Source organism: Blautia hansenii DSM 20583, assembly GCF_002222595.2.
In the GTDB taxonomy this organism is placed as follows: domain Bacteria; phylum Bacillota; class Clostridia; order Lachnospirales; family Lachnospiraceae; genus Blautia; species Blautia hansenii.
Genome location: NZ_CP022413.2, coordinates 1,008,570 through 1,034,765, shown reverse-complemented (window position 1 = coordinate 1,034,765; position 26,196 = coordinate 1,008,570). Strand labels below are relative to the sequence as shown.

The following is a 26,196-nucleotide window of genomic DNA, read 5'->3' as shown; positions in this document are numbered from 1 at the left end:
TATTTCAAGAGGGATTTATTTCTTACCCTTATCTGTTATCTGTGTTTTTTTAATGTATACACAAAAATACTTCCTCCTGTAACAAATGCAAGAAACGCTATTCCTAACAAAATTCCAACCTCATTTTCATCCTTTGTTTTTACATTTGTGCTATTATGTACTGTACTCTGTGGTTTCAAACCAGCTGTAGTATTATCATCGTTTCCTCCATCCGATTTCCCGTTGCCAGACGTGTTATCTTCTGGGTTTATAGGTGTTGCGTTCTTCGGTTCTACTACAACGCTTCTGTTAATGGATGTCTTATTTCCTGCAAAATCTGTAACCTCATAAATAAGTTCATATTCACCTGCTATACTAGTATTGACTTTACCCGTTATAATAATATTCTTTGTGATGTCACCGTCTACATTATCAACCGCACTTACTCCTTCCCACTCATCAAAACAATCTCCCTCTTTTAATTTTGTATCTGTCGGAACTGTTAAAATCGGTTTTTCTGTATCATATTGTACATTTATATAATGCACATTTGTTCTGGAAAATCCACCATTATCATCTGTAACTTCTGCATACCAGCCATTCATTCCTTCTTCTGCTGTTTCCCAAACATAGGAAGCATCGGTTCCGCTTTTAACATCTGTTACACTGCCAATTACATCATCATTATAAACATTCACATTTAAACTGGTTGTTTCTAAAGTTTTTATTTCCGGCTGAATACCAAGCTCTGCAAAAGGAATTTCAAACGTTTCTGCATCATTTAGATTTGCATCTTCGATGCAAAATTCATTTCCAACATTGGGATTTTCTGACGGTTTCGCATCATAATCCCCATAGTTTTCATATTCCGTACCGCCATGAGAAGGAGAAAATGTACGAATAATAATTTTTTCATTATCTAAGTCAAAGTGCATCAATCTCATATATCCTGCACCACCCTCAATTAAGCCCTGATAGTCAAATAATAAATTGTAAACCTCTCTCTGTGTTCCATCTTCATTAACAAAAGTATCTACCGTTGTTTTTGCATTATGATAATGACCGGATAAAACCATACATACATTTTCATTTTTTGCAACAACCTCATCATGAATACGCTGTGGTTCTTCTCCTAATCCCCCACTTGCTAAAAGATATTCATGGAAATTCAAAATTGCCTTTCTCTCCGGATATTGTGCCAATACATCATTCATCCATTGAATTTCCTCATCTCCAATTCCCCAGCCCATATAAATCATTATGAAATCAATTCCACCAACAGTAATCAAATCGTAATGTCCCCGATTATCTTTATAGCTCTCCCCATACCATGGATTATTTTCATAACGGCTTTCTCCAAAATATTGCTGATAATTTCCATAATCACCATTGAGATGTCCTACATCATGATTGCCTGCAAGAATTCCATAAGGAAACTCTGCATCATCTAATTTCTGATACGCTTCGTCAGCCTGAACCCATTCCTTTTGATTTGGTTCGTCATCAATAATATCTCCATCATGGAACAAGTACTGAATATTCATTCTTTCCCGATTTCCTAATAGCCAATTATGAATATTCAACTGATGCTGATACGCTCCGTCTACCGTCTGATCTTGATTGTCTTCATAATCCTCGTTATAATATTGCGTATCGCTTTCTACTGCAAATGTAAAATCATACTCGTTTCTTGGTGTATCATTCTCATTGAAGGTTTCAACATTGTCCGGTGTTTCATTAATAGAATAATTTGAAGCTCCTGAATTTTCATCATACTGTGTAGGTGTATACCCTTCTCCATTCTGTACAATGACATTCACCTTGCCATCTAAAATATGGTCTTTTAACGTTACATCTCCTGTTAATTTCATTCCTTCTTCTATGATTGTCTGTTGTGCCTCTATTTTTTCCCACTGTTCTAAGGCTGTATTATATACATACATAAATGTCTTTTCATTGTTACTATTTCCAGACCATTCTAAGGAAATAACTGTATTCTCATCTACTGTATCATCTAACTGAAGCTGGAAGCTGTCATACGGAAAACCATTTCCTATATTTTCTTCAAAAGCTTTTTCTACTATTCCACTTTGATTGCTAATTCCGCTATCTTTCACAATGTTGCTGTCGCCCAACTGATATCGTTCACCTTTTTTAAAAGTAACTGTCATATCATCATTTGTTTCATCTGTTGGTTTTATCGACAATATTGGAGCAGTCTGTACTGTTGTACCATTTTCAGGCAAAACATTTTCATCTATGGTTGCTGACTCTACCGGTGTGGTAAAATGAATTTCTTTTTCTGCCATATTTCCTACTTCATCTCTACCTGTAATCTGAATAATATGTTCTCCCTGCTTCATTTCCAGTGCACGAAATTCATACGGAACTGAAATACTCTTACCATCTAAAAGTACCGCCATAGATACTTGATTACTAATTGTATCTTTTACCTCTGCTTCAATTGTTCCGCTATGGTACAGCTTTCCTTCTTCTATATTACTGATAATTTCCGGTGCCGTATTATCTACTCTTACAGAAATTTGGCTTTTTCCATTGGAAATTACATGTTCACCATCTGTTTCCTGTGTTGTATCCCACAAGTATCGTATTGCATCAAAATCGGTATCTTCTAAGTGAAAAGTAGCATATAATATTTCATATTTTGATGTTCCGTCTCCCATAGAAATATCGGTTTCCTGCGATGGTATGGATACATCTATCATCGGCGCTTGATCCATATTATCATGCTCAACAGCCCCCAAGCCTTTTTTCGCCTGATAAGAAATTGGAAATAATGTCTTTCCGTTTGGCAATATCAAGCGAATATTCCGAATGGTAAAGTCATCATTATTTTCTATATTATGCTCCAGAACATTTGCCTTATTTCCCGCATGAAATTCTACGGTAATTGTCTTATTTTCTACGTCAAATTTTTCCGCATGAATATCGTATACATAGGTAGCCACATCACTATAAGTTCCCTCATTGAATACTCCTACAACTTCTCCATCAACGGCTACCGCATTTTTAAAAAATACATCTGTATCAGTTGCCTCAAAGGCAATTTTTCCATTTCCATTAATTGATTTCTGTGATTTTTCAGAAACATCCACGCCGTCAATCTGTAATTGATTGCCGTTTGCAATAATTTGCTGTTTATCGGTAACAATATCCCCGTCTTTCAAATTTAAGCTTTCCATTATTTCTGCATCTGTATTATAAATTTCTTTTTCTTCTGTCTGAATGGTAGAATATCCATCGCTTACTTCAAAATAGTATGTAAAGTTTTTCTTATTTAACAAATCCACATTACTTAATACTTTTTCAAATTGGTTTTCTCCGCTGCGAACCAGCTTATAGCTTTCAAATTGGGATTGATTATTATTTTTTAGATATAGCATCACTGTTTTAATTGTAGTTTCATTTGAAAAAGCCTCTACTGAAAACGGAAATGACTCTGTTGAATTATCAAAGGCTGTACCTGTATGGTCCACCACTTTTGGGGAATCTGCTGGTACTGTCAACTGCGCCTGATAAGTTGCCTTTTCTTTATCAGTAATTGTCCCTGGCGTAGGTTCTGCCTCATCACTTGTCATAACTGTTTGAAAAATGCCATTGGTATACTGATTTTGATATGTAATTGACTTATCTGCTATTGTATTGTCTGCATTTGCATCATTATAAACAATACTATCAATTTCGTCTCCTACATTTGTACAAATCCGAATTCCTCTTTTCCCACTATTCGCCATACCACCACTGGAAACCTCAATCAATTCATTTTCTGATAACTCTACTCCAAAATTTGCATTAAAATCATCTCTTGTCAGATAATCATTCGAGCCATTTTTAATCCAAAACACCAGTGCTTCTCCCGGCTGTATTTTTTTATCTTTATTTGTTTCCCACCATGCCGTCTGAACTCCGGTATCCGGATATACGTAATAAATCCCATAATCTTTTAAATTAATTTCCTGATTCGAGTTATTACTTACTTCAATAAATTCATACGCATCTGCGCCTTCTACATTTGAAGTATCCGGAAGAACCTCCGTTATCGTAAGCGGTGGTACCTTTGTAATATCTATCTCCGGCTTTTCTGCGTCCTTATGAATCACTACCTGCCGTTCCTGAGTTTTGGCTGTGTTTGTTCCATCAAATATTGTAGCTTGATAAAAAAAACTTTCTTTGTCTTCCAAATCTGAAAACGGAACTGTCCCTACTAATTTTCCTTTTTCATTGTAATGAAGGGGATATTCATTTTCTCCATCAATTATAATTTTCCCTGAAAGGATTTGATCTATCCCTAAATTCGTATCCGTCACTTCAATATTTAAGTCTGTATTCTCATCTAAATTAGAAACCTCTGTTGCTATCATATTTGCTGCATCTACTTTAGATGGAAAGGTAAATCCACATTTTATGTCTTCCGGAGCTACTGTTAAAGGCGTTGGTTCACAATCATATTTTGATGTAACATTACTATTATCATAAGAAAAGCAAATAGCTTCATCTACATCTATTTTTTTATTCTCCGACTCATCTGTATTGTATTCCACTGTCGTAAGAATTTTTCCTGTTTTTGACAGAATTTGAAGTTGTCTGGTTCCCGAATTACTTAACCCATCACACTCCAGTTCTCCTATAAGAGAATTTTCTTCTATTTCTCCATATCCTTTTTCGGTATAATATGCACAGAAATCAGATTTTGTAATTTCGGTATTCCCTTCATTTCTAATCCAAACAATCGCACTGGACTTTGCGGGAATACTTTCAAAATCAGGAGTCCAAACACTTGTTTTCTCACCATTTAAATAAACCAAATCATAATTTTCCATATCTACACTTTGATCTGTAATATTGGTTAATTCAAAATATTCATACGCATCAAGACTATTTAAGTTATCTGTATTAGGTACAACCTCAGTAACAAGAATTGGTGCTTGAACCTCTTGAGAGGTCTTCTCTATATCTTGAGCTAAAACCTGTTGACCAACTCCTACAATAGCAACCAGCCCCAGCATGCTCATAGTTATAGATTTCCTGTCTAATTTCTTCATACTTACCTCCATCATTTTGACTGCATTTTTCTTTATGATAAAGGTAACATACACTATTCCCTGCTTCTATCTTTAATTTGTTAATACTTTTTTAAATCCATGTAAATTTAATTTTCTAGAAAAAAGTATCCGGCAGATAACTTCCTGCCGGATACTCCTATCATTTTTCTTTATTTAAAATATTCTACACCAGACTCAAAAATCTTGATATCCTGTTCACCGTAAATATTCATGGCAACGCCATCACCACGTCTTTCAGAATGTGCCATCTTACCAAGCACACGTCCGTCAGGACTTGTGATACCTTCAATTGCACAGTAAGAACCATTGACATTCCATTCTTCGTCCATCGTAACATTGCCGTTAATATCACAGTATTGTGTAGCTACCTGACCGTTTGCAAACAGCTTCTGCAGCCATTCATCATTTGCTACGAAACGACCTTCACCATGAGAAGCAGGGTTTGCATAAACCTTGCCAAGCTCTGCTTTTAACAGCCATGGAGATTTATTTGTTACAACCTTTGTATATACAATCTTAGAAATATGACGTCCGATTGTATTGAAGGTAAGTGTCGGAGAATTTTCTGTCTGTCCGACAATTTCTCCGTAAGGTACTAAGCCCAGTTTAATAAGAGCTTGGAAACCATTACAAATACCAAGAGCCAAACCGTCTCTTTCATTTAACAGACGCATAACCGCTTCTTTCATCTTTTCATTTCTAAATGCAGTTGCAAAGAATTTTGCAGAACCGTCCGGTTCGTCACCTGCGGAAAATCCGCCCGGGAACATAATCATCTGAGACTGGTCGATGGCTTTTTCAAAAGCGTCTACGGAGTCACGGATATCTGCTGCATCCAGATTTTTGAATACTTTTGTAATCACTTTTGCACCTGCACGTTCAAATGCCTTTGTACTGTCGTATTCACAGTTTGTTCCTGGGAATACAGGGATAAATACAGTCGGCTGTGCAATTTTATGAGAACAGATATGAACTTCTTTTGTATCATATAAGCCTCTGTCCATGCTCTTTGTTGCATCGTCTGTTTCAGAACCGGAACGTGTTTTAAATACGTTTTCCAATGGCGCTTTCCATGTTTCCAAAGCTTCTGCCATAGAAATTGTCATATCTTTATATTCAAATGCTGCTTTATCTGTTACTTCACCGATTACAACACAATCCATTTTCAGTTCATTTACTTTATCATGTGCCACTTCACAGATAATATCGCCAAAGCCTGCTCCGAATACGGCTGCTTCTTCTACGCTGTCGCAAAGCTTTACACCCATCTGGTTACCGAATGCCATCTTTGATACGGCTGCCGCAATACCCTGACGGTCTAAAGCGTAAGCAGAAACAACTCTGCCTGCCTGAATGTCTTCATGAAGCTTGTCATACTGTTCTTTTAAAGCTTCAAAATCAGGTAAATCATAAGAAGCCTTTGGTGCACGAAGCCATACTAATTTATTTCCGGCATTTTTCAGTTCCGGTGTAATAACATCCTTCTGTTTTGCCACATCAACTGCAAAAGATACCAATGTAGGAGGCACATCAATTTCATTAAAGCTTCCTGACATGGAGTCTTTTCCGCCGATAGACGGAAGACCAAATCCAAGCTGTGCCGCATAAGCGCCTAAAAGCGCTGCAAATGGCTGGCTCCAACGATGTGGATCTTCTGTCATTCTTCTGAAGTATTCTTGGAAAGTAAAGCGGATTTTACTATAATCACCACCTGCTGCCACAATTCTTGCAACAGACTCTGTCACTGCATAAACAGCTCCGTGATATGGGCTCCAGCTTGATACATAAGGATCAAATCCATAGCTCATCATGGTTACGGTTTCTGTTTTACCGTTTAATACAGGAACTTTTGCTACCATAGTCTGTGTTTCTGTAAGCTGATATTTACCGCCGTAAGGCATAAATACGCTGCCTGCTCCGATAGAACCGTCAAACATTTCCACAAGTCCCTTCTGAGAACAGGTATTTAAGTCTGCTAAAGTAGAAAGCCATGCTTCTTTTACGTCTTTCACTTCTTTTGTTTTTGTCAAAGCATTGTCTTCTTTACCCGGAATTTCTACAAATACGTCTGTTTCCTGATGAGCGCCGTTTGTATCAAGGAAGGCTCTGGATAAGTCTACAATGGTTTTGCCTCTCCAGTTCATCACCAATCTTGGTTCTTCTGTTACCGTTGCAACAGGAATTGCCTCTAAGTTTTCCTCTTTTGCAAACCCAAGGAATTTCTCTACGTCTTTTGGATCAATCACAACTGCCATTCTCTCCTGTGACTCGGAAATAGCAATTTCTGTACCGTCAAGACCTGCATATTTCTTTGGAACCTTATCTAAGTCAATTTTCAGTCCTGCTGCCAGCTCACCGATGGCAACAGAAACACCGCCAGCACCAAAGTCATTACATTTTTTAATGATTTTGCTGACTTCTTCTCTTCTGAATAATCTCTGAATTTTTCTTTCCGTAGGCGCATTACCTTTCTGTACCTCTGCACCGCAGGTTTCAATAGACTCCTCTGTATGTACTTTAGAAGAACCTGTAGCACCACCGCAGCCGTCACGTCCTGTACGTCCGCCTAATAAGATAATGATATCGCCCGGATCAGAATTTTCACGAATAACCCCACGTCTTGGAGCAGCGCCTAAAACAGCGCCGATTTCCATACGCTTTGCAACGTAGTCCGGATGATAGATTTCTTTTACATAACCTGTCGCAAGGCCAATCTGGTTACCGTAAGAAGAATATCCGTGAGCAGCGCCGCGAACCAGCTTCTTCTGAGGCAGTTTACCTTTCATAGTTTCTTTTACGGAAACAGTTGGGTCTGCCGCACCTGTCACACGCATTGCCTGATACACATAAGTACGTCCTGAAAGCGGGTCACGGATTGCACCGCCAAGGCAGGTTGCCGCACCACCGAAAGGCTCGATTTCTGTTGGGTGGTTATGTGTTTCGTTTTTGAAGTTGATTAACCATTCTTCTTCTTTTCCATCTACATCTACCGGAACAACGATGGAGCAGGCGTTAATTTCATCAGACTCCTCCTGATCCTGTAATTTTCCTTCAGATTTCAGCTTTTTCATTGCCATTAAAGCCAAATCCATAAGACAAACAAATTTATCATCTCTGTCTTTGTAAAGTACCTGACGGTCTTCCAGATATTTCTCATAAGTTTTTTCGATTGGCTCTTTGTAATCACCTTCGCCGAAAGTAACATTCTTTAATTCTGTGGAGAAGGTTGTATGACGGCAATGGTCTGACCAATAAGTATCCAGAACACGGATTTCTGTCATGGAAGGATTGCGTTTTTCTTCATTTTTATAGTAATTCTGAATATGCAGGAAATCCTTAAATGTCATAGCCAGATTTAAAGAATTGTATAATTCCTGTAAGTCTGCTTCCGGCATTTCCATGAAGCCGTCAAAAATCTTAACATCTTCCGGTTCTTCAAATTTCGTTACTAATGTTTCCGGTTTTGCAGCTTCTGCTTCTCTGGAGTCTACCGGATTAATGCAATGATTTTTAATTGCTTCCAGCTCTTCATCAGAAATATTACCTTCAATTACATAAGTCGTTGCAGAACGAATAATCGGAGTTTCATCCTCTTTTAAAAACTGCACACACTGTACAGCGGAGTCCGCTCTCTGGTCAAACTGTCCCGGAAGGTATTCCACAGAAAATGCCTTTGCATTCTCTGCCATTTCAAAAGTTTCTCTAAATAAATCATCTACCGGAGGCTCTGAAAATACACAGGTACATGCTTTTTCAAATACCTCGTCAGAAATGTTTTCAACATCATAGCGAATTAGCACACGCACGCCAGTTACATCTTTAATTCCTAAATAACCTTCAATCTCACTCTTCAATTCCTTTGCCTGAACTGCAAAGTCCTGCTTCTTCTCAACATAAACACGTTTTACACTGCTCATGTGGGCTCCTTTCTGCCTGTAAGGCAATGGCTTTCGTATAGTTTTCTTGTGCCACTTCTTTTCTTAGCTTATCACATTTCACTTTATTAGTAAAATTAATATAACTTATATTATTTATTAGCAATACTTATTGACATATTATTAACTTTTTTTTATGATATAGACAACTACTAATTTTTTATGTCTTTCTGTCCCTCCTTAAATTATTTAACTCCCCTTTTCCATTACTTTCCGTATATATAGGCTCAGTATTTCTTAGCAAATGATGCGAACATTTTTGCAATTTTTCGAGCATAATGATGCTTTGGAGGCTGTGTCTGAGTGCGCAAGCACGAGTTTTGCGTACAAAGCATCGATAAGTGGCGGAGAAAAATAAAAAAATGGAGCAATTTGCGATGAAATAGCTGAGCACCTATATACCCCAAAGCAATAGAAAGGAACAATCATGGATATCAGTTTCGAATTATACAAAGTTTTCTACTATGTTGCCACTACCTTAAATTTCTCAGAAGCTTCCCGTCAGCTCTACATCTCCCAGTCTGCGGTAAGTCAGGCTGTAAAGGCTTTAGAAAATAAGCTGGGGCATCCCTTATTTTTAAGAAATACGAAAAAAGTCACCCTGACACCGGAAGGAGAAGCTTTACTTCGTTATGTAGAGCCTGCGGTCAATCTTCTTTACAATGCAGAACGACAGATTTCTCACGCACAGCCTTCTGAAGCTCCTTTGCGTCTGGGAGCATCGGATACCATCTGCCGCTATTTTCTGCTTCCTTATTTTAAACGCTTTCATAAGGAGTTTCCAAATATTCCTATTAAGGTAACCAACTCTACTTCTGGAGGCTGCGTTTCATTATTGCACAATAACAAGGTGGATTTTATTGTTACCAACGCCCCAAACCCGCACCTTACCAATAAAGATATGTGTTGTACCATACAGGAATTTCAAGACGTCTTTGTGGCAGGAAAGAAATTTTTCAGCCTTCAGGAGCAGATTATTTCTCTGAAACAGCTTGCCCAATATCCTATTTTAATGCTGGATAAAACCAGCTCTACCAGTGAGTTTCTCCATGAGTTTTTTATTAAAAACGGCGTGTCCCTGACACCGGAAGCAGAGCTTTCCAGCAATGACCTGCTCCTTGATTTTGCCCGTATCGGACTGGGAATTACCGTTGTTCCGGATTATGTCCTGAAATCACAAAAAAAGGATTTTTATCCATTAAAATTAAAAGAAAACCTTCCGAAACGCCGGCTTGTCCTTGCGTATAATCCAAAGCTTTTATCCTCTCCTGCCGCAAAAAATTTTTTGGAGTATCTTCACTGTGATAAGCTTATGGTTTAGCTGTCCCAGAAAGCCCTGATTTTCTGCCCTGCGTTTCCAACAGTACACCTTTCATAGCTCTGCCATTCCTGTGGGAATAATTCTAAATATTCTCTTTGCAGAAAACGTTCATCTAAAAGGAGTACCACACCTCTGTCCTCTTTTGTACGAATGACTCTGCCTGCCGCCTGCAATACCTTGTTCATTCCGGGATATCTGTATGCGTAGGCAAAGCCGTTTTGCGCTTTCTCATCATAATAATTCTTCAAAATTTCCCGCTCACAGCCCACCTGCGGAAGCCCCGTTCCCACAATGGCAGCGCCAATCAAACGCTCTCCTGTTAAATCAATCCCTTCTGAAAAAATTCCGCCCATCACGCAAAATCCTATCAGGGTTTTTGCAGAATTTTCCTGAAAAGCTTCCAGAAATTCTTCCCTTTCTTGCTCTGTCATATTGCTGCTCTGCAAAATACAGGATACTTCAAATTGTCTCTCTTCTGTCTTGTTCCGGAAAATCTCGTAAATGTCCTCCAGCATACGATAAGAGGGAAAAAACACCATATAATTCCCCTGTTTTCCTGCTGCCAGCTCATAAATATACTCTGCCATTTTCTCATATTCTGAAACACCGCGCCTTGTATATTTACTGCTCACATCACAGGCAACCAAAAGCTTTAAATTTTCCCGAAGAAATGGTGAGCTGGCACAGATGGCATAATCATCCCGTCTTTCACTAAACAAAGAGCGGTAATAAGGCAATGGCAAAAATGTTCCTGAGAAAAACACCGCTCCTCTTCCTTTATTTAAACATTCCTGAAGATTTCTTTTCGGATTAACACAATAAAGGGTGATGAGAAACCGCTGCTCATCATCATAATGGCTGTAAATCACATAATTTTCATCTGCAATATCGTACATATTCAGAAAATGCCGAACAGAAAAAGAAAATTCCAGCACAGCCTTCTGTACCTTTTCCTCATGTTCCTTTTCCAAAAAGTTTTCCATCTCTCCTAATAAATTCATAAGCTGTAACGAAAGTCCTGCAATATTTTCCATCACGGTACATTCGTCACATTCCCGCTTATATTCCAACATCAGACGATTGCATTTCTTCAAAATTTTATATAACTTTGCACTGTGTTCCTTCACAATTTTGGCTGTTTCTAAGAAATCCTCTTTACATAAAACAGCGCTGTACATCTTCCGTCCTCGCTCCACCAGATTGTGAGCCTCATCAATCAAAAACAGATAATCTCCTTTAACGCCGTCACCGAAAAACCGTCTCAAATATACATTGGGGTCAAATACATAATTATAATCGCAAATAACAGCGTCTACCCATGAAGAAATATCAAGGCACATTTCATAAGGGCATACTCTGTGCTTCTCTGCCTGCTCCAGCAAATCTTCCCTTAAATAAGTATCTTTTTCATTTAAAATCTCAAATACCGCTGCGTTTACTCTGTCAAAATGCCCCTCTGCATAAGGACATTTCTCAGGATTACAATCTGTTTCCTCACACAGACACAGCTTCTCTTTTGCCGTAATACTGATAGTTTTATAAGACAGTCCCTTTTCTTTTAAAATAGAAAATGCTTCCTCTGCCACAGTTCTGGTAATGGTTTTTGCCGTAAGATAAAAGATTTTATCTCCATGCCCCTCTCCCACCGCACGAACTGCCGGAAAAATAGCTGCCATAGTCTTTCCGATACCCGTAGGCGCCTGAATAAACAGCTGCTTTTCTGTCCGCATGGTATGATATACTCCTGATACCAGTTCTTTTTGCCCTTTTCTGTATGGATAAGGGAACTCCAATCCTTCCATGGAGCTGCGTCTTTCTATTCTCCTCTGATACTGAAAATTTGCCCACTTATAGTATTCACTGAGCAAATCCTCAAACCATTTCTTCAAATAAGAAAAAGAAAATTCTTCCCGAAACCGCTTAATTTCCTCTGTTTCCAAATGGCAGTAGGTCATTTGTACCTCGATTTTCGAAATTTTTTTCTGGCTGGCATAAAAATAAGCATAACACATAGCCTGTGCTTTATGAACCGGCACAGGCTCTTCCAGAAAATATAAGTCTCTGTATACACCTTTTATCTCATCAATGACACACGCTTCCTCGTCATCGATAATTCCGTCTGCTCTGCCTTCTATCTCAATAATAAAATCCGAATATTCTTCCTCCCACTTTAAGGGAACTTCTGCTTTATAAGAAGCTTTCATCTGCTTTTGAAGCTTTCTGTGTATTCTACTTCCCTTTTGCATTGCCTCCCGATCTGCCACACTTGTTCTTCTGTTATCCAGATTTCCGCTTCTCAAAATAAATTCTACCAGATTTCGGACAGAAATTTTTATTCTTTCTTTTTCCATACCTCTATCTTATCATACTTCTTTTTCATATGCAAAAAGCTGCCGCAACTTCTGCGACAGCTCCCTTTTCCTATGCTACTGCAAATTTATTTAAAAACTCGTCAAATCTTTCATCATGACCATTGCATCTTACTGTTAAGACTTTGGTCAAATCCATACTTAAAACTCCTAATATTGATTTTGCGTCAATTACCACTCTGTTGTAAAAAACATCAATATCGAAATCACATTTACTTGCCTGATTTACGAATTCTTTTACGTCTTCATTTGCAGTAAGCTTAATTTGGCGCTCTACCATAAATATTCATCCCTTTCTGTGCTTAGGTATTATTGCACTAAAAGTGACCTTTGTCAACAGAACCAGCCTGTTTTCGACATTTCTCTGGTAGTACCAGTTATTCCGATTTTTTCAGTGCTTCTTTACATATTTTTAACACAAATCATCACAATTTTATATATATTTCACAACAACTTTTCTTAAATTTCAAAAAATCGGTCTTCCTAACGAAAGACCGACTATTTTTCCACAAAAACATACTGTTTTTTCTCTATAAATCACATGAAAATGTACTAAACCTCCGGCAGATATTTGCCTGCACCGGAAAGATATGTATTCACTACACCGGCAAATTGTCCTGCATCCACTGCTGCTGCAATTTCTCTGTCCAACGGCATTTTACCGATTACCGGAACATTGACTTCCTCTGCTGCCGCATCTACCTTGCTCTCTCCAAAGATATAAATTTCTTTTCCGCAGTCCGGACATTTTACATAGCTATAATTTTCTACCAATCCGAAAACAGGTACGTTCATCATTTTTGCCATGTTGTATGCCTTTTTCACAATCATCTGTACCAAATCCTGAGGAGAAGATACAATTACAATTCCGTCAATCGGAAGAGACTGGAATACGGTAAGCGGCACATCGCCTGTTCCCGGCGGCATATCCACAAAAAGATAATCCAGCTCGCCCCAGACAACATCTGTCCAGAACTGTTTTACCATATTTGCCAAAATCGGTCCTCTCCAGATAACCGGTGCATCCTCCTGCGGAAGTAAAAGATTTACAGACATTACCTTTACGTCATTGCCTGTTTCCATTGGGTAAATTCCCTTGTCATCCGCTACGGCAGAGCCTTTTAAGCCATACATTCTGGGAATAGAAGGTCCTGTAATATCTGCATCCATAATGCCGACACGGTATCCCTGAAATGCCATTTCATTTGCCAGAGAGGCAGTAACCAGAGATTTTCCTACGCCGCCTTTTCCGCTGACAACACCGATTACTTTTTTAATTTTTGAATGTGTGTTTAAATTTTCCTTTGGTACGCCCGCACCTTTTGCATGGCTGCATCCGGCACAATCTTCTTTTGTACAGCTCTTGCTGTCACACTGTTTCTTTTCTTCGTTCATTGCTCTTTTCCTTTCTTCCTTTATTTCATAAAACGGTCAATAGCCTTATTTAACTCATCTAAAGCCTCGTGATCTCCACTTTCGATTGCATCTACAATACAATGCTCAATATGATCTTGCAGAATAACCTTCCCTGTATTATTAATGGCTGATTTCACTGCTGAAAGCTGTATCAGAACTTCACTGCAATCTCTGCCCTCTTCCACCATACGGCGAATAGACTCTAAATGGCCGATTGCGCGGGAAAGTCGGTTTAGAACTGCTTTCGTATGCGCATGGCTATGGGTGTGTCCATGAGAATGTCCATGGTTATGTGTAACAACAGTTCCGTCTTCCATTACATGGGTATGTTCATGATTGCTATCCATAGTTTTCTCCTTTCTCGCACTCCTTTCATTATAACAAACCTGTTAAAAAAAGCAATGTAAAATCCCTGTTAAAATTCTGAGAAAGTATATCTTTGATGTATCGCTGCTGTCATTACATCAAATACTACACTGCCATCTTCCCTGTCAATACGCTCAATTTTAAGCTCTGCTTCGTTTTTAAATTTGTCTCTCACATAAGCTTCTAAATCCGCATCATCGGGAAGCTCTGCCTCCTCAATAAAAGTATCTCTTGTATGGTTGCCCGGACACAGGTTAATAATTTCTCTTATAATTTCGTATTCCTTCATAATTTCTGCTCCTCTTCTCTTTAGATTTGTTAAAAAACAAAAAAATAAATTGCCTTTCTAATAAATATATCGTATGATTGTTTAAATGACAATACACAGGAGGAATACAAATGGAGCTTTTAAAAGAACGAATTTTAAAAGACGGTACAGTAAAACCGGGAAATGTACTGAAAGTAGACAGTTTTTTAAATCATCAGATGGATATTCCGCTGATTAACGAAATCGGAAAAGAATTTAAAAGGATTTATGCAGATGCACCGATTACAAAAATTCTGACTATCGAGGCATCCGGTATTGGAATTGCATGTATTGCGGCACAATATTTTAATGTACCGGTTGTTTTTGCCAAAAAAGCAAAAAGTGTAAACCTTGACGGAGAAATGTATACTACAAAAATCGAGTCCTTCACACATAAAAAAGTTTATGATGTTATTCTGGCAAAGAAATTTTTAAGTCCTGAAGACCATGTCCTGATTATTGACGATTTTCTTGCAAACGGATGCGCATTAAACGGACTGATTGATATTGTACATCATTCAGGGGCAACCTTAGAAGGTACGGGAATTGTAATTGAAAAAGGCTTCCAAAGAGGCGGCGATATGCTTCGTGAAAGAGGTATCCGTGTGGAGTCTCTGGCAATTATTGACTCCATGACTGACACATCTTTAACTTTCCGTGAATAGAATATTCAGAAACACATTGCAAACTGGACTGCTTATTTTTAGAAAAACTGGCTATTTATACATAGCCAGTTTTATATTATAATGATTACACTAAATTTAAATAAAGGAGTCTGGTTTTATGAAATTTCAAACAAAAAAATTAGTTCTGTCCGCCCTTTTTATGGCGCTGACCTGTGTAGCCACCATGTCAATCCGTATTCCCACCCCCGGAACAGGCGGTTATATCCACCCCGGAGACGCTCTTGTTATTCTGTCCGGAGCGCTTTTCGGACCTGTATGGGGCTTTCTCATCGCCGGAATTGGCTCTTGTCTTGCCGACTTATTAGGCGGATATCTGACCTATGTTCCCATTACTTTTCTCATCAAAGGACTGGTAGCTTTTTTCTCTGCTCTTGCCTTCCAAAAGCTTGCTGCTTCTTCTAAAAAGCACTATCTGCCATTAGCTCTTGGAGGAATTGCAGACATTGTACTGGTAGCCGGAGGATATTTCCTCTTTGAGTTTTTCCTGTACGGACAAGGCGCAGCTGCCAGTATTCCTGCCAATCTTATTCAGGGAATAAGCGGACTTCTCATTTCTCAGCTGCTCTACCCTGTTCTTTGTGCAGTACCCGATGTAAAACGCATGCTTGCTGCAAACAGCGGAAGTAATCTTTAACGGTCTTTAATCATCTGATAATAGTGCAGTTCTTTATACCCCAAACGGTTATAAAGAGAAATTGCTCTTTCATTACTGTAAGTTGCCTCCAGACGAAAACGCTTTGCCTGTGGATATTCTTTTTCCACCCAGTCAAATACCTGTGTGCCATAGCCTTTTCCTCTGGAGCTGCTCTTAAAGAACAATTCATCCAGCCAGATGGTAATTCCTCCGGCTTCGTTACTCCATGTAATTGCAATCAGGAAATATCCCACTATGCCTGTTTCATCTTCCAGCATCAATGTACGGGAATATTCTTTACTTCTTAAACATTCCTGCAAAGTCGCCTCAAAATGTTCTTGGGGAATATCGTGGTCACATGCAGGACCTCCATAAAATTCCTTAGCCATCTGAAAAAATTCCGCTCTGTCACTTTCCTGAATATCTCTGATATTTAACACTTCTTTTTACCTTCCCTTTCTTTTATAAATGCAAAGACCTTGTGCATCATTTCGCAGTCTTCACCGTATGGACATTTTCCATAATCACAGTCAATTTGCTCCAGATTTAAAACTCCGTTTTCCTCTGTAAATTCTCCTATGGCAGTTCTTGCCATATCATAATTTTTACAATATCCGTTAAAAAACTCTTCGATTATCTCACTCATTTTTCTTCTCTTTCAATGTTTTTAAATCCACCTGTCTTCCGTCAGGATGGCCGCCTGTCATATTTTCTACCTTTTTATTATCCAGAAAAGAGGCTCGCATAATGGCATTATTTCCGAATTTTTTCCTGATTTTATCCACTGCCATATCCATTTTTTCCATCTTTTCATAGTTGGTATTCAAATCAAACAAGGACATCTGACGTCCCCGTTCTTCCTTAGAAACACGGCTGGTATGCACGCCTAAATGACGAATAGGCATACCGTCCCACAGCTCATCAAAGAGCACACAGACCGTATCATAAATTTCACCTGTGATGTTGGTAGGCGCTGCCATAACCCTCTGGTGAGAAACTGTTTTCATCTCAAAATCCCGAACAGAAACAGACACTACCTCTGCCTTTACATCATCTTTTCGAAGTCTTGCTGCCACTGTTTCACACAGAGAAAGAAGCACCATTTTGGCTGTTCCTTCGTCTGTCACGTCAAAAGCAATGGTGGTACTGTTCCCATATCCTTTGTTTCCCTGACTTTCGCTTTCCACCAGCGAAGTATCCCTTCCATTGGCAAAATTCCAGATACTCTCTCCCTGCTTTTTTAAATGACATTTTAAAATTTCTACATCTGTATTGGCAAGGTCTCCGATAGTATAAATCCCCAGCTTCTTTAAAACCTGCGTAGTAGCCCTCCCCACAAACAACAGGTCTGATACAGGCAGCGGCCACATTTTTGTTTTGATTTCTGTTGGAAATAAGGTATGCACCTTGTCCGGTTTCTCAAAATCCGATGCCATTTTTGCCAGATATTTGTTGCCGGAAATTCCAATATTTACCGTAAACCCCAGCTCTTTGCTAATTCTATTTTTTAGCTTATGAGCAAAAGCCACAGGATTTCCTATGAGCTTTTCCATTCCCGTCATATCCATAAATGCCTCGTCGATACTGTACTGTTCTACCGAAGGGCTGTATTCCCTTAAAATATTAAGAAATTTTTGGGAATACTGGCGATACATGCTATGATGAGCCGACACAACAATCAAAGACGGACACTTCTTTAACGCTTCTGTCAAGGGTTCTCCTGTCTTTACACCGCATGCCTTTGCAGACAGAGATTTTGCTAAAATAATGCCCCTTCTCTTTGTTTTATCTCCGCCTACCGCACAGGGAATTTCTCTTAAATCTACCGTTCCGCCCTGTTCTAAACGGTAAACTGCCTCCCACGATAAAAAAGCGCTGTTTACATCAATATGAAAAATCACCTTTTCGCAATCTGACATATTTTTGCCCCCATTTTCTCTGTTTATAACTCAATCTGAACTTCTACCGGACAATGGTCTGAGCCGAAAATATCTGTATGAATAGAAGCAGAAAGTAACTTTTCATCCAGTCTTTTTGAAGTACAAAAATAATCAATTCTCCACCCTGCATTTTTTTCTCTGGCTTTAAATCGGTAAGACCACCAAGAGTAAATCTCTGTTTTATCCGGATAAAAATAACGGAAAGTATCGGTAAAGCCGGCGTCCAAAAACGTAGTGAATTTTTCTCTTTCTTCATCGGTAAAGCCGGCATTATGACGGTTCGTCTTCGGATTTTTCAAATCGATTTCCTGATGTGCCACATTTAAATCACCACACATAATCACAGGTTTTTTCTCGTCTAACTGCTGCAAATACGCTCTGAAATCATCCTCCCATTGCATACGATAAGACAATCTCGCCAGCTCGCTTTGGGAGTTCGGCGTATAGACGGTAACCATATAAAAATTTTCATATTCTAAGGTAATCACACGACCTTCCTGATCATGTTCTTCTATACCAATGCCGTACTGTACGCTTAACGGCTCCTTCTTTGCAAAAATTGCTGTACCGGAATACCCTTTTTTCACAGCATAATTCCAATAACAGAAATATCCTTCCGGTTCAAAATCAATCTGCCCCTCCTGAAGCTTTGTTTCCTGTATACAGAAAAAGTCTGCATCTGTCTGTTCAAAAAATTCTGTAAATCCCTTTTTCACACACGCCCGCAGACCATTTACATTCCATGAAATAAATTTCATTTTCTTCTCCTTTTCTTGTCTATTTGCACATTTACTTTTTCATTATACACTATTTTTTCTCCTTTGCGAAGTGAAAAACTTTCCCAAAATCTCTTTACGAAAAGCAAATTTGGAGTATATAATAAGGAGAAAACTAAATTGGTAATTCCAAGAAAAGGAGAACAGCAATGGGTGGAATATTTGGAGTAACATCTAAGTCCAGTTGTACCCTGGACTTATTTTTCGGAACAGACTATCATTCTCATTTAGGTACCAAACGTGGAGGACTTGCAGTCCATGGAGAAAACGGCTTCAGCCGCTCAATCCATAACATCGAAAACACACCGTTCCGTACAAAATTTGACGGTGATTTAGATGAACTGGAAGGAACCTGTGGTATCGGCTGTATTTCAGACAACGAGCCTCAGCCGCTTTTGGTACAATCCCATTTAGGCAGCTTTGCAATTACAACAGTAGGTAAAATCAACAATACAGAGGAGCTTGTTGATATTTCTTACAAAAACGGCTGTACACATTTCTTAGAAATGAGCGGCGGATGTATCAACCCTACTGAAATCGTCGCATCTTTAATCAACCAGCAGGAGACCATCGTAGACGGTATTCGTTATGCGCAGGAGTTAATTGAAGGTTCTATGACACTTCTCATTTTAACACCGGAAGGCATTTATGCTGCCCGTGACCGCATGGGAAGAACGCCTCTTATTGTAGGGCATAAAGACGGCGCACATTGTGTTTCTTTTGAAAGCTTTGCTTACCTTAATCTGGGTTATGAAACCTTAAAAGAATTAGGTCCGGGCGAAATTGTTTATCTGACTCCGGAAAGCTGCGAAACCGTATCAGAGCCTTTGAACGAAATGAAAATTTGTTCTTTCCTGTGGGTATATTATGGATATCCTACCTCTACCTACGAAGGCATCAATGTAGAAAATATGCGCTACGAATGTGGTAAGAAGCTGGCACAGCGTGATGCGCAGCGAGATGATGTAAAACCTGATTTAGTAGCCGGCGTACCGGACTCCGGTATTGCTCATGCTATCGGTTATGCAAACGAGTCCGGCATTCCATTTGCCCGCCCATTTATTAAATATACTCCAACATGGCCTCGCTCCTTTATGCCTTCCCGTCAGGAACAGCGTAATCTTATTGCCAAAATGAAATTAATTCCTGTTGAGGCATTGATTAAAAATCAAAAGCTTTTGTTAATCGACGACTCTATTGTTCGAGGAACACAGCTTCGTGAAACAACAGAATTTTTATATAGCAGCGGTGCAAAAGAAGTACATATCCGTCCGGCATGTCCGCCTTTAATGTTCGGATGCCCTTATTTGAACTTCTCCCGTTCTAAATCTGAAATGGATTTAATTACGAGAAGAATTATCGCTGCAAGAGAAGGAGAAAACGTAAGCCGTGAGGTTTTAGAGTCTTATGCTAATCCTGACTCTCAAAATTACAAAGAAATGCTGGAAGAAATCGGAAAACAGTTGAACTTTACTACTCTGCATTTCCATCGTTTAGACGATTTATTATCTTCCATTCCTATCGAGCCGTGTAAAGTATGTACTTACTGCTTCAGCGGTAAAAAATAAGATTTTAGAAAAAAACAGGAGCTATTGTATTAAACAGCATTTAGAAATATGCGTCTAATACAATAGCTCCCTTTTTACGTTAGTAATTATTTTCCTGATAGAAACGCCCCAACAAAGTATCTGTTTTCACAATATTTACAAAAGCATGGGCATCTGCTTCCATAACTTTTCTGGTAAGCATCTTCGCTTCTACTGTGGACACAACAGAATAAATCATTTTTCGTTTCTCATTGGAATACATTCCCGTTGCTGAAAATTCAGTTGCACTGTGATTTGTAACCTCTGAAATAGCCTGATAAACAGCCTCGGCGTTTTCTGTAACTACAAATAACGTAACCTTTTTATAATTTTGATACAATAAATGTATCATCTGTGTCGAAGTATACTGGAAAATAATGGAGTAAAGGGCTTTATCCCATCCAAAAAGAAAGCCTGCAATAATCAGTACCACTGCATTTCCCAATAAAATATAATTCCACACATCTTTATTTTTCTTTTCCGCAAAGTAAATGGCAATAAAATCTGTTCCGCCTGTGGAAGTTCCTCCAATCAGTGAAATACTGATTGCCGCTCCGTTAATCAAGCCACCGAATATACTAATCAGCAAAATATCCTCTGTAATAGGCACTGCCGGAACAATATCCGTCAAAATACTGGTAGCAACAATCATACAGCTTGTAACAACTGTAAACTTCTTGCCTATTGCCTTAAAGCTGATAATTGCCGGAATGGCATTTAACGCTAAGCTGATAGGAGAAAACGGTACTGTAATATCGAAAAATCTGTCGCAAATGGTCTGAAATAACAGTGTGACACCGTTAAATCCTCCCGGATACAAGCCCCCTGCCCGCACAAAGGTCTTAATATTCACAGCCATAATCACCGCACCGATAAGACCGAACAGAATTCTTTTCGTCTCTTTTTTTGCATCTACCTTAGCACTCACTTTTTCACTCACTTTCCCTGCACCTTACAGCATTTTTGCACGGAGCTCTTCCGGTGTCTGAAGGCTTAAATAAACAGGCGCTACATCAAATACGGTTTTGCAGCCGCTCTGTCCTTCCTGACTCATGCGATAGGCAGCTCTTGCATAAGCTGTAATAACGGATGATGTAAATTCAGGATTGGAGTCCAGCTTCAGGCTGTATTCTATCACATGCTTATGTTCGTCTTCCCATCCTGTATTTCCACTGCGGATTACAAATCCTCCGTGAGGAAGTCCTGTGTGCTCTGCTTTCATTTCTTCTTCTGTAATGAAATGTACTGTTGTATCATATTCGTCAAAATAATTTGGCATTGTCTTAATTTCCTGCTCAATTTTTGCTTTATCTGCATTTTCATCAGCAACTACAAATACCTCTCTTGTATGCTTCTGACGTGTGGAAAGCTCTGGATTTTTTCCTTCTCTTACAGCGTCTAAAGCTTCTTTTACAGGAATTGTGTACTGTCTTGCATCCAGTACCCCATCTATTCTTCGAACTGCATCAGAATGTCCCTGACTGACACCCTTTCCCCAGAAAGTATAATCTTTTCCGCCCGGTAAAATTGCATTTGCATATAATCTGTTTAAAGAAAACATACCCGGATCCCAGCCTACGGAAATCATTGCAACCTTATTTCCCTTCTTAGCAGCTTCGTCTACTGCCTGAAAATGCTCCGGAATTCTTGCATGAGTATCAAAGCTGTCTACCACATTAAAATACTGTGCAAATTCAGGAGTCTGAACCGGTAAATCTGTGGCGCTTCCGCCGCAGAGAATTAAAACATCGATTTCATCCTTCATTTTTACGGCTTCATCTACATGATAAACCTTTGCTGTCTCTGTCAAAATCTGAACATCTGCAGGATTACGGCGTGTAAATACTGCTGTCAGCTCCATATCAGGGTTATGCTTCACAGCACACTCCACACCGCGACCTAAGTTACCATATCCCAAAATACCAATTTTAATACTCATATTTCACTCTCCTATCTGTTCTTTGACACATTATTTACTCTCAAAGTATATCAAAAACTTGGTCTTTGTCAATGGTTTTTATGCCGTGCATATCAACTTCCCCAAAAGAAAAAGACACCCGAAGGTGCCTCTTTTCCTCTTAGTGGTGGAACAGGCGAATACCTGTAAACGCCATCACCATATTATATTTATTACATGTTTCAATTACTGCATCATCACGTACAGAGCCGCCCGGCTGTGCGATATATGCCACACCGCTTTTATGTGCTCTTTCAATATTATCAGAAAACGGGAAGAATGCGTCAGAGCCAAGAATAACATCCTGCATTTTATCCAGCCATTCTCTCTTTTCCTCTCTTGTAAACACTTCCGGTTTTTCTGTAAAAGTATTTTCCCATGCGCCGTCAGCCAGAACATCCATATATTCTTCACCGATATATACGTCAATGGCATTATCTCTTTCTGCACGGCTGATGCTTTCTTTAAATGGCAGATTTAAAACCTTCGGGCACTGTCTTAACCACCAGTTGTCTGCCTTCTGACCTGCCAGACGTGTACAGTGTACACGGGACTGCTGTCCTGCTCCCACACCGATTGCCTGTCCGTCTTTTACAAAGCATACAGAGTTGGACTGTGTATATTTCAAAATAATCAGGGAAATTTTTAAGTCTCTTTTTGCTTCTTCTGTCAGCTCTTTATTTTCTGTAACTACATTAGAAATCAATGCGTCATCAATGCAAAGCTCCTGACGTCCCTGCTCAAAAGTAATACCAAACACTTCTTTATGCTCTAACTGAGCCGGTACATAGTTTTCATCAATAGCAATCACATTGTAATTTCCTTTTTTCTTCTGTCCCAGAATTTCCAGAGCTTCCTCTGTATAACCCGGTGCAATAACCCCGTCAGATACTTCTCTTTTAATCAATAATGCTGTGTCTTTATCACATACATCAGACAATGCAATAAAATCACCGAAGGAAGACATACGGTCAGCGCCTCTTGCTCTTGCATAAGCGCAGGCGATTGGTGAAAAATTCTTCCAATCCATATCATTTACCCAGTAAATTTTTGCCAGAGTTTCTGTAAGAGGAAGACCTACTGCTGCACCTGCCGGAGATACATGCTTAAAGGATGTTGCGGCCGGAAGACCTGTTGCTTTTTTCAAATCTCTTACTAACTGCCAGCCGTTAAACGCATCTAAGAAATTGATATATCCCGGTTTTCCGGATAATACCTGAATAGGAAGCTCACTGTCATTTGCCATATAAATTCTGGATGGTTTCTGGTTTGGATTACAACCGTATTTTAAAGCTAATTCTTTCATGATTTTCTCCCTTCTTACTTCTTATTTATTTTTATTCACAATTCTTGTTTCATATTTACCTGTTTCAATATCAATAAAACGAACAAATAAAGAGACTTTATTTTCTTCATTCAGACTTTCCCACAGGCTGTCTTTAAATTCATCAATGTCGTTTTGAATACTTACCAGCTTTGGTTCTCCTTCAAAGCTTGGAAGGGGATTTCCGTCGTGCATATAAGTATGAATAAAATGACCTTCTCCTGCTACCGGATTTTCATAGGCAAATGTATAACGGTTACATGCCTGTGGATTTCCGTTATTGCTTTTTAAAATAGACATTGCATAATTATATTTTCCGTTTTCAACGTGCATAATTCCTGAAATTCTAGGTGTATAGTTCGGTCCGTCCGGTTCAAATTCACGACTTCTTAAAGACTGCTCAAAAGTAAGCTGTTTATCCATACCTTCGTAAATCGTATCTGTTTGGTCTCCGTTTGTCACAATGGTTTTGTTTCCTAAAACACGTACAGGAGCGTAAATAATCAGACTTGGATCAACCAGCTTAGAAGGGTCAAATGCCTGTGTACGAATTCCTTCGCCATCTTCTACAAATACACGATTTCTGCTGTTTTCACTTCTTCCCATGATAAAGTAAGCAGCTACTGCTTTTTTTCCGTCCTCTGATTTTCCCAGAACAATTCCTCTGCCAGGATATGCGTTTTCTTTCAATTCTTTTGTTAATGATAACATTTCCATGAATTTTTCTCCTTTTTTTCAATGAACGATATACTCGGTAAACCAGAATAGGATTTTCTGATACACAAAAAAGCCCACTGCCCGAGCATATATGCCCAGACGGTCGGCTTCCTTGGCTTATACTCCCTGTGGTCATTTCCACTTCCGTCAGTCATATAAGCAATTACAACATACCATTAAAAAAATAGAATGTCAACCCTTTTTCTTTTAATAACAAATAACTTCGTATCCCTGTTCTGTCACCAGCACCATAATTTCCCACTGGGCAGATGGTTTACCGTCTTCTGTATAAATTGTCCATCCGTCTGTATCATCTACAAATATCTCATGACTTCCCATGTTAATCATTGGTTCAATAGTAAACATCATACCCGGAACTAACAGCATCCCCGTACCTGCTTTTCCAATATATCCTACCCACGGGTCTTCATGAAATTCCAGTCCAATTCCATGTCCGCCAATCTCTCTTACCACAGAATATCCGTTGGCATGGGCGTGCTCATAGACCGCCTGACTCATATCTCCCAAATATCCCCATGGTTTTACCTGTTCCAACCCCTTCTCCACGCACTGACGTGTGACTTCCACCAGCTTCTTCTTTTCCTCGCTAACATTTCCGATGCAAAACATACGGGATGAGTCAGAATAATATCCGTTTAAAATTGTAGATACATCTACATTGATAATATCTCCGTCTTTCAGCACAATATCCTCTGAGGGAATTCCGTGGCATACCTGTTCGTTGATAGATGTACACACGCTCTTTGGAAATCCATCATAGTTAAGAGGCGCTGCCACCGCTCCTGCTTTTGCCGTAATATCCGCTACCCAATTATCGATTTCCTGTGTGGTAACACCTTCTTTTATATGCTCTGACACATAGTCTAAAATTTCAATATTTACTTTTGCACTTTCTTTAATTCCTGCAATCTGTTCTGGTGTTTTGATAATATCATGAGATGGAATTAAAACACCTTTACTTTCATAAAATTTTAATTTCTCGTCAAAATTATAATGACATTTCTTATATTTTTTTCCGCTTCCGCACCAGCATGGTGCATTTCTTTCTAATAATTCCATTTTCTAATTCTCCCTTTGATATGCAATTCTAGGCGTTCCGTCTTCTACATAAATAATTCCGCATCGTTTAAAGCCATTCTTTTCAAATACCTTCTGCATCACATAATTATCATTATGCGTATCTCCTCTTACATTCCCACACTGCTTGAAACACCAGTCTAAACAAAAAGAGGACACTCCCTTTTGAATGCCTGAAGAAGCCATTCGGTGCATGGTTCCGTAAGGCTTTTCATTTAACCATTTTCCCTGAAAGATTTCTCTGTATGTAATATCCGGCTTTTTGGTAAACATAAAAGCACCTGCAATCTGTTCGTCAGAAACACATACATACAATTCTCCGTTTTTACAATCTTCTGTCACCAGTTCTTCCGAAGGATATCCGTTTACCCACTGTGTTGGGTTTCCGTGTTCTGCCATAAAACACCTTGCTGCTTCATATATTTTCATAATTTCAGAAATTTCTTCCAATAATGCCTGTCTTACTTCCATATTCTGCGACCTTTCTTTTGTTTTCTTTTAAATGTTATTGTATCATTATTTTTTCTTTTTTTCCACTTTTGGATTTTTCTTAAATTTTCTGATATTTTATAATATATATCATTTTAATACAGTCTTTTAAAATTATTTTTATTTATTTTTCGTTTTTTTGTTGACTTTTTAATATTTGTATGGTATAGTCTAATCATAAAATAAATCGAAAGAAAAAAAAGAAATCAGAA

The 26,196-nt window shown here is 38.8% G+C and carries 21 protein-coding genes and 1 riboswitch; of the genes, 4 read left to right on the top strand and 17 right to left on the bottom strand.

Annotated features, from left to right (window positions below):
- Positions 1 to 35: 35 nt before the first annotated feature.
- The gene (locus tag CGC63_RS05145) at positions 36 to 5,042 is read right to left on the bottom strand and encodes an immunoglobulin-like domain-containing protein (protein ID WP_242648473.1); all 5,007 of its coding nucleotides are present in this window, start codon (positions 5,040 to 5,042) and stop codon (positions 36 to 38) included.
- 170 nt (positions 5,043 to 5,212) lie between these two features.
- Complete coding sequence (locus CGC63_RS05140) at positions 5,213 to 8,980, bottom strand: phosphoribosylformylglycinamidine synthase (RefSeq protein ID WP_004223032.1); 3,768 nt, start codon at positions 8,978 to 8,980, stop codon at positions 5,213 to 5,215.
- 445 nt (positions 8,981 to 9,425) lie between these two features.
- On the opposite strand from CGC63_RS05140, the gene CGC63_RS05135 reads away from it, so the two are divergent.
- Entirely contained in the window at positions 9,426 to 10,319 is an 894-nt protein-coding gene (locus CGC63_RS05135) for a LysR family transcriptional regulator (RefSeq protein ID WP_009246772.1), read from the top strand.
- Here the strand turns inward: CGC63_RS05135 and CGC63_RS05130 are convergent.
- The 5 genes from CGC63_RS05130 to CGC63_RS05110 form a co-directional block, all read right to left on the bottom strand.
- Entirely contained in the window at positions 10,316 to 12,670 is a 2,355-nt protein-coding gene (locus CGC63_RS05130; protein WP_004223036.1) for an ATP-dependent DNA helicase, read from the bottom strand. The genes CGC63_RS05135 and CGC63_RS05130 overlap by 4 nt on opposite strands.
- A 70-nt stretch (positions 12,671 to 12,740) precedes the next feature.
- A complete protein-coding gene (locus CGC63_RS05125; RefSeq protein WP_004223039.1) occupies positions 12,741 to 12,968 on the bottom strand; it encodes an HPr family phosphocarrier protein in 228 nt (75 codons plus the stop codon).
- Between the two features lie 272 nt (positions 12,969 to 13,240).
- Positions 13,241 to 14,083, bottom strand: a complete 843-nt coding sequence (locus CGC63_RS05120) for an Mrp/NBP35 family ATP-binding protein (protein ID WP_004223042.1) — start codon at positions 14,081 to 14,083, stop codon at positions 13,241 to 13,243.
- Between the two features lie 20 nt (positions 14,084 to 14,103).
- Positions 14,104 to 14,451, bottom strand: a complete 348-nt coding sequence (locus CGC63_RS05115) for a metal-sensing transcriptional repressor (RefSeq protein ID WP_004223044.1) — start codon at positions 14,449 to 14,451, stop codon at positions 14,104 to 14,106.
- Between the two features lie 68 nt (positions 14,452 to 14,519).
- The gene (locus CGC63_RS05110; protein ID WP_004223047.1) at positions 14,520 to 14,759 is read right to left on the bottom strand and encodes a hypothetical protein; all 240 of its coding nucleotides are present in this window, start codon (positions 14,757 to 14,759) and stop codon (positions 14,520 to 14,522) included.
- Positions 14,760 to 14,869: 110 nt separating this feature from the next.
- Here CGC63_RS05110 and CGC63_RS05105 point away from each other — a divergent pair, with 110 nt between their 5' ends.
- Positions 14,870 to 15,442, top strand: a complete 573-nt coding sequence (locus tag CGC63_RS05105) for a xanthine phosphoribosyltransferase (RefSeq protein WP_004223051.1) — start codon at positions 14,870 to 14,872, stop codon at positions 15,440 to 15,442.
- 118 nt (positions 15,443 to 15,560) lie between these two features.
- Positions 15,561 to 16,097 carry an ECF transporter S component gene (locus tag CGC63_RS05100; RefSeq protein ID WP_004223053.1) on the top strand — a complete coding sequence of 179 codons (537 nt, stop codon included), beginning with the start codon at positions 15,561 to 15,563 and terminating at the stop codon, positions 16,095 to 16,097.
- Here the strand turns inward: CGC63_RS05100 and CGC63_RS05095 are convergent.
- Genes CGC63_RS05095 through CGC63_RS05080 form a run of 4 tightly spaced genes read right to left on the bottom strand, consistent with a single transcriptional unit; the run spans position 16,094 to position 18,795 of the window.
- Positions 16,094 to 16,537 carry a GNAT family N-acetyltransferase gene (locus tag CGC63_RS05095; protein ID WP_004223056.1) on the bottom strand — a complete coding sequence of 148 codons (444 nt, stop codon included), beginning with the start codon at positions 16,535 to 16,537 and terminating at the stop codon, positions 16,094 to 16,096. The genes CGC63_RS05100 and CGC63_RS05095 overlap by 4 nt on opposite strands.
- The gene (locus CGC63_RS05090; protein WP_004223058.1) at positions 16,531 to 16,743 is read right to left on the bottom strand and encodes a hypothetical protein; all 213 of its coding nucleotides are present in this window, start codon (positions 16,741 to 16,743) and stop codon (positions 16,531 to 16,533) included. Before CGC63_RS05090 ends, CGC63_RS05095 begins: the two co-directional genes overlap by 7 nt.
- Positions 16,736 to 18,016, bottom strand: coding sequence for a DNA polymerase Y family protein (locus tag CGC63_RS05085; protein WP_004223061.1), 1,281 nt, complete (start codon positions 18,014 to 18,016; stop codon positions 16,736 to 16,738). The genes CGC63_RS05090 and CGC63_RS05085 overlap by 8 nt, the downstream gene beginning before the upstream one ends.
- 23 nt (positions 18,017 to 18,039) lie before the next feature.
- Positions 18,040 to 18,795 carry an exodeoxyribonuclease III gene (locus CGC63_RS05080; RefSeq protein ID WP_004223063.1) on the bottom strand — a complete coding sequence of 252 codons (756 nt, stop codon included), beginning with the start codon at positions 18,793 to 18,795 and terminating at the stop codon, positions 18,040 to 18,042.
- A 167-nt stretch (positions 18,796 to 18,962) separates the two neighbouring features.
- Between CGC63_RS05080 and CGC63_RS05075 the strand changes: the two genes are divergently transcribed.
- Positions 18,963 to 20,381, top strand: a complete 1,419-nt coding sequence (locus CGC63_RS05075) for an amidophosphoribosyltransferase (protein WP_004223065.1) — start codon at positions 18,963 to 18,965, stop codon at positions 20,379 to 20,381.
- A gap of 79 nt (positions 20,382 to 20,460) precedes the next feature.
- Here the strand turns inward: CGC63_RS05075 and CGC63_RS05070 are convergent, their stop codons facing one another.
- The 6 genes from CGC63_RS05070 to CGC63_RS05045 all read right to left on the bottom strand — a co-directional run bounded on the left by CGC63_RS05070 (position 20,461) and on the right by CGC63_RS05045 (position 25,966).
- Positions 20,461 to 21,339, bottom strand: coding sequence for a YitT family protein (locus tag CGC63_RS05070; protein ID WP_004223067.1), 879 nt, complete (start codon positions 21,337 to 21,339; stop codon positions 20,461 to 20,463).
- 12 nt (positions 21,340 to 21,351) lie between these two features.
- Positions 21,352 to 22,338: a diaminopimelate dehydrogenase gene (locus CGC63_RS05065; protein WP_004223069.1), complete on the bottom strand. Its 987-nt coding sequence runs from the start codon at positions 22,336 to 22,338 to the stop codon at positions 21,352 to 21,354.
- Between the two features lie 139 nt (positions 22,339 to 22,477).
- On the bottom strand, positions 22,478 to 23,662 hold the full coding sequence (locus tag CGC63_RS05060; protein WP_004223071.1) for a phosphoribosylaminoimidazolecarboxamide formyltransferase: 1,185 nt from the start codon (positions 23,660 to 23,662) through the stop codon (positions 22,478 to 22,480).
- Positions 23,663 to 23,683: 21 nt separating this feature from the next.
- Positions 23,684 to 24,397: an IMP cyclohydrolase gene (locus CGC63_RS05055; RefSeq protein WP_004223074.1), complete on the bottom strand. Its 714-nt coding sequence runs from the start codon at positions 24,395 to 24,397 to the stop codon at positions 23,684 to 23,686.
- An 86-nt stretch (positions 24,398 to 24,483) separates the two neighbouring features.
- Positions 24,484 to 24,562: riboswitch (ZMP/ZTP riboswitch) on the bottom strand.
- A gap of 42 nt (positions 24,563 to 24,604) precedes the next feature.
- Entirely contained in the window at positions 24,605 to 25,477 is an 873-nt protein-coding gene (locus tag CGC63_RS05050) for a methionyl aminopeptidase (RefSeq protein WP_004223077.1), read from the bottom strand.
- A gap of 3 nt (positions 25,478 to 25,480) precedes the next feature.
- Positions 25,481 to 25,966 carry a GNAT family N-acetyltransferase gene (locus CGC63_RS05045; RefSeq protein ID WP_004223079.1) on the bottom strand — a complete coding sequence of 162 codons (486 nt, stop codon included), beginning with the start codon at positions 25,964 to 25,966 and terminating at the stop codon, positions 25,481 to 25,483.
- Between the last annotated feature and the right edge of the window lie 230 nt (positions 25,967 to 26,196).

Bases quoted from the DNA above. Each gene is read 5' to 3' on its own strand.
- CGC63_RS05125 (WP_004223039.1), bottom strand. From the start codon at position 12,968: ATGGTAGAGCGCCAAATTAAGCTTACTGCAAATGAAGACGTAAAAGAA.
- CGC63_RS05105 (WP_004223051.1), top strand. From the start codon at position 14,870: ATGGAGCTTTTAAAAGAACGAATTTTAAAAGACGGTACAGTAAAACCG.
- CGC63_RS05090 (WP_004223058.1), bottom strand. From the start codon at position 16,743: ATGAGTGAGATAATCGAAGAGTTTTTTAACGGATATTGTAAAAATTAT.
- CGC63_RS05145 (WP_242648473.1), bottom strand. From the start codon at position 5,042: ATGAAGAAATTAGACAGGAAATCTATAACTATGAGCATGCTGGGGCTG.
- CGC63_RS05050 (WP_004223077.1), bottom strand. From the start codon at position 25,477: ATGGAATTATTAGAAAGAAATGCACCATGCTGGTGCGGAAGCGGAAAA.
- CGC63_RS05110 (WP_004223047.1), bottom strand. From the start codon at position 14,759: ATGAAGGAATACGAAATTATAAGAGAAATTATTAACCTGTGTCCGGGC.
- CGC63_RS05075 (WP_004223065.1), top strand. From the start codon at position 18,963: ATGGGTGGAATATTTGGAGTAACATCTAAGTCCAGTTGTACCCTGGAC.
- CGC63_RS05100 (WP_004223053.1), top strand. From the start codon at position 15,561: ATGAAATTTCAAACAAAAAAATTAGTTCTGTCCGCCCTTTTTATGGCG.
- CGC63_RS05045 (WP_004223079.1), bottom strand. From the start codon at position 25,966: ATGGAAGTAAGACAGGCATTATTGGAAGAAATTTCTGAAATTATGAAA.
- CGC63_RS05085 (WP_004223061.1), bottom strand. From the start codon at position 18,016: ATGTCAGATTGCGAAAAGGTGATTTTTCATATTGATGTAAACAGCGCT.
- CGC63_RS05080 (WP_004223063.1), bottom strand. From the start codon at position 18,795: ATGAAATTTATTTCATGGAATGTAAATGGTCTGCGGGCGTGTGTGAAA.
- CGC63_RS05115 (WP_004223044.1), bottom strand. From the start codon at position 14,451: ATGGATAGCAATCATGAACATACCCATGTAATGGAAGACGGAACTGTT.
- CGC63_RS05060 (WP_004223071.1), bottom strand. From the start codon at position 23,662: ATGAAAGAATTAGCTTTAAAATACGGTTGTAATCCAAACCAGAAACCA.
- CGC63_RS05130 (WP_004223036.1), bottom strand. From the start codon at position 12,670: ATGGAAAAAGAAAGAATAAAAATTTCTGTCCGAAATCTGGTAGAATTT.
- CGC63_RS05120 (WP_004223042.1), bottom strand. From the start codon at position 14,083: ATGAACGAAGAAAAGAAACAGTGTGACAGCAAGAGCTGTACAAAAGAA.
- CGC63_RS05065 (WP_004223069.1), bottom strand. From the start codon at position 22,338: ATGAGTATTAAAATTGGTATTTTGGGATATGGTAACTTAGGTCGCGGT.
- CGC63_RS05135 (WP_009246772.1), top strand. From the start codon at position 9,426: ATGGATATCAGTTTCGAATTATACAAAGTTTTCTACTATGTTGCCACT.
- CGC63_RS05140 (WP_004223032.1), bottom strand. From the start codon at position 8,980: ATGAGCAGTGTAAAACGTGTTTATGTTGAGAAGAAGCAGGACTTTGCA.
- CGC63_RS05055 (WP_004223074.1), bottom strand. From the start codon at position 24,397: ATGGAAATGTTATCATTAACAAAAGAATTGAAAGAAAACGCATATCCT.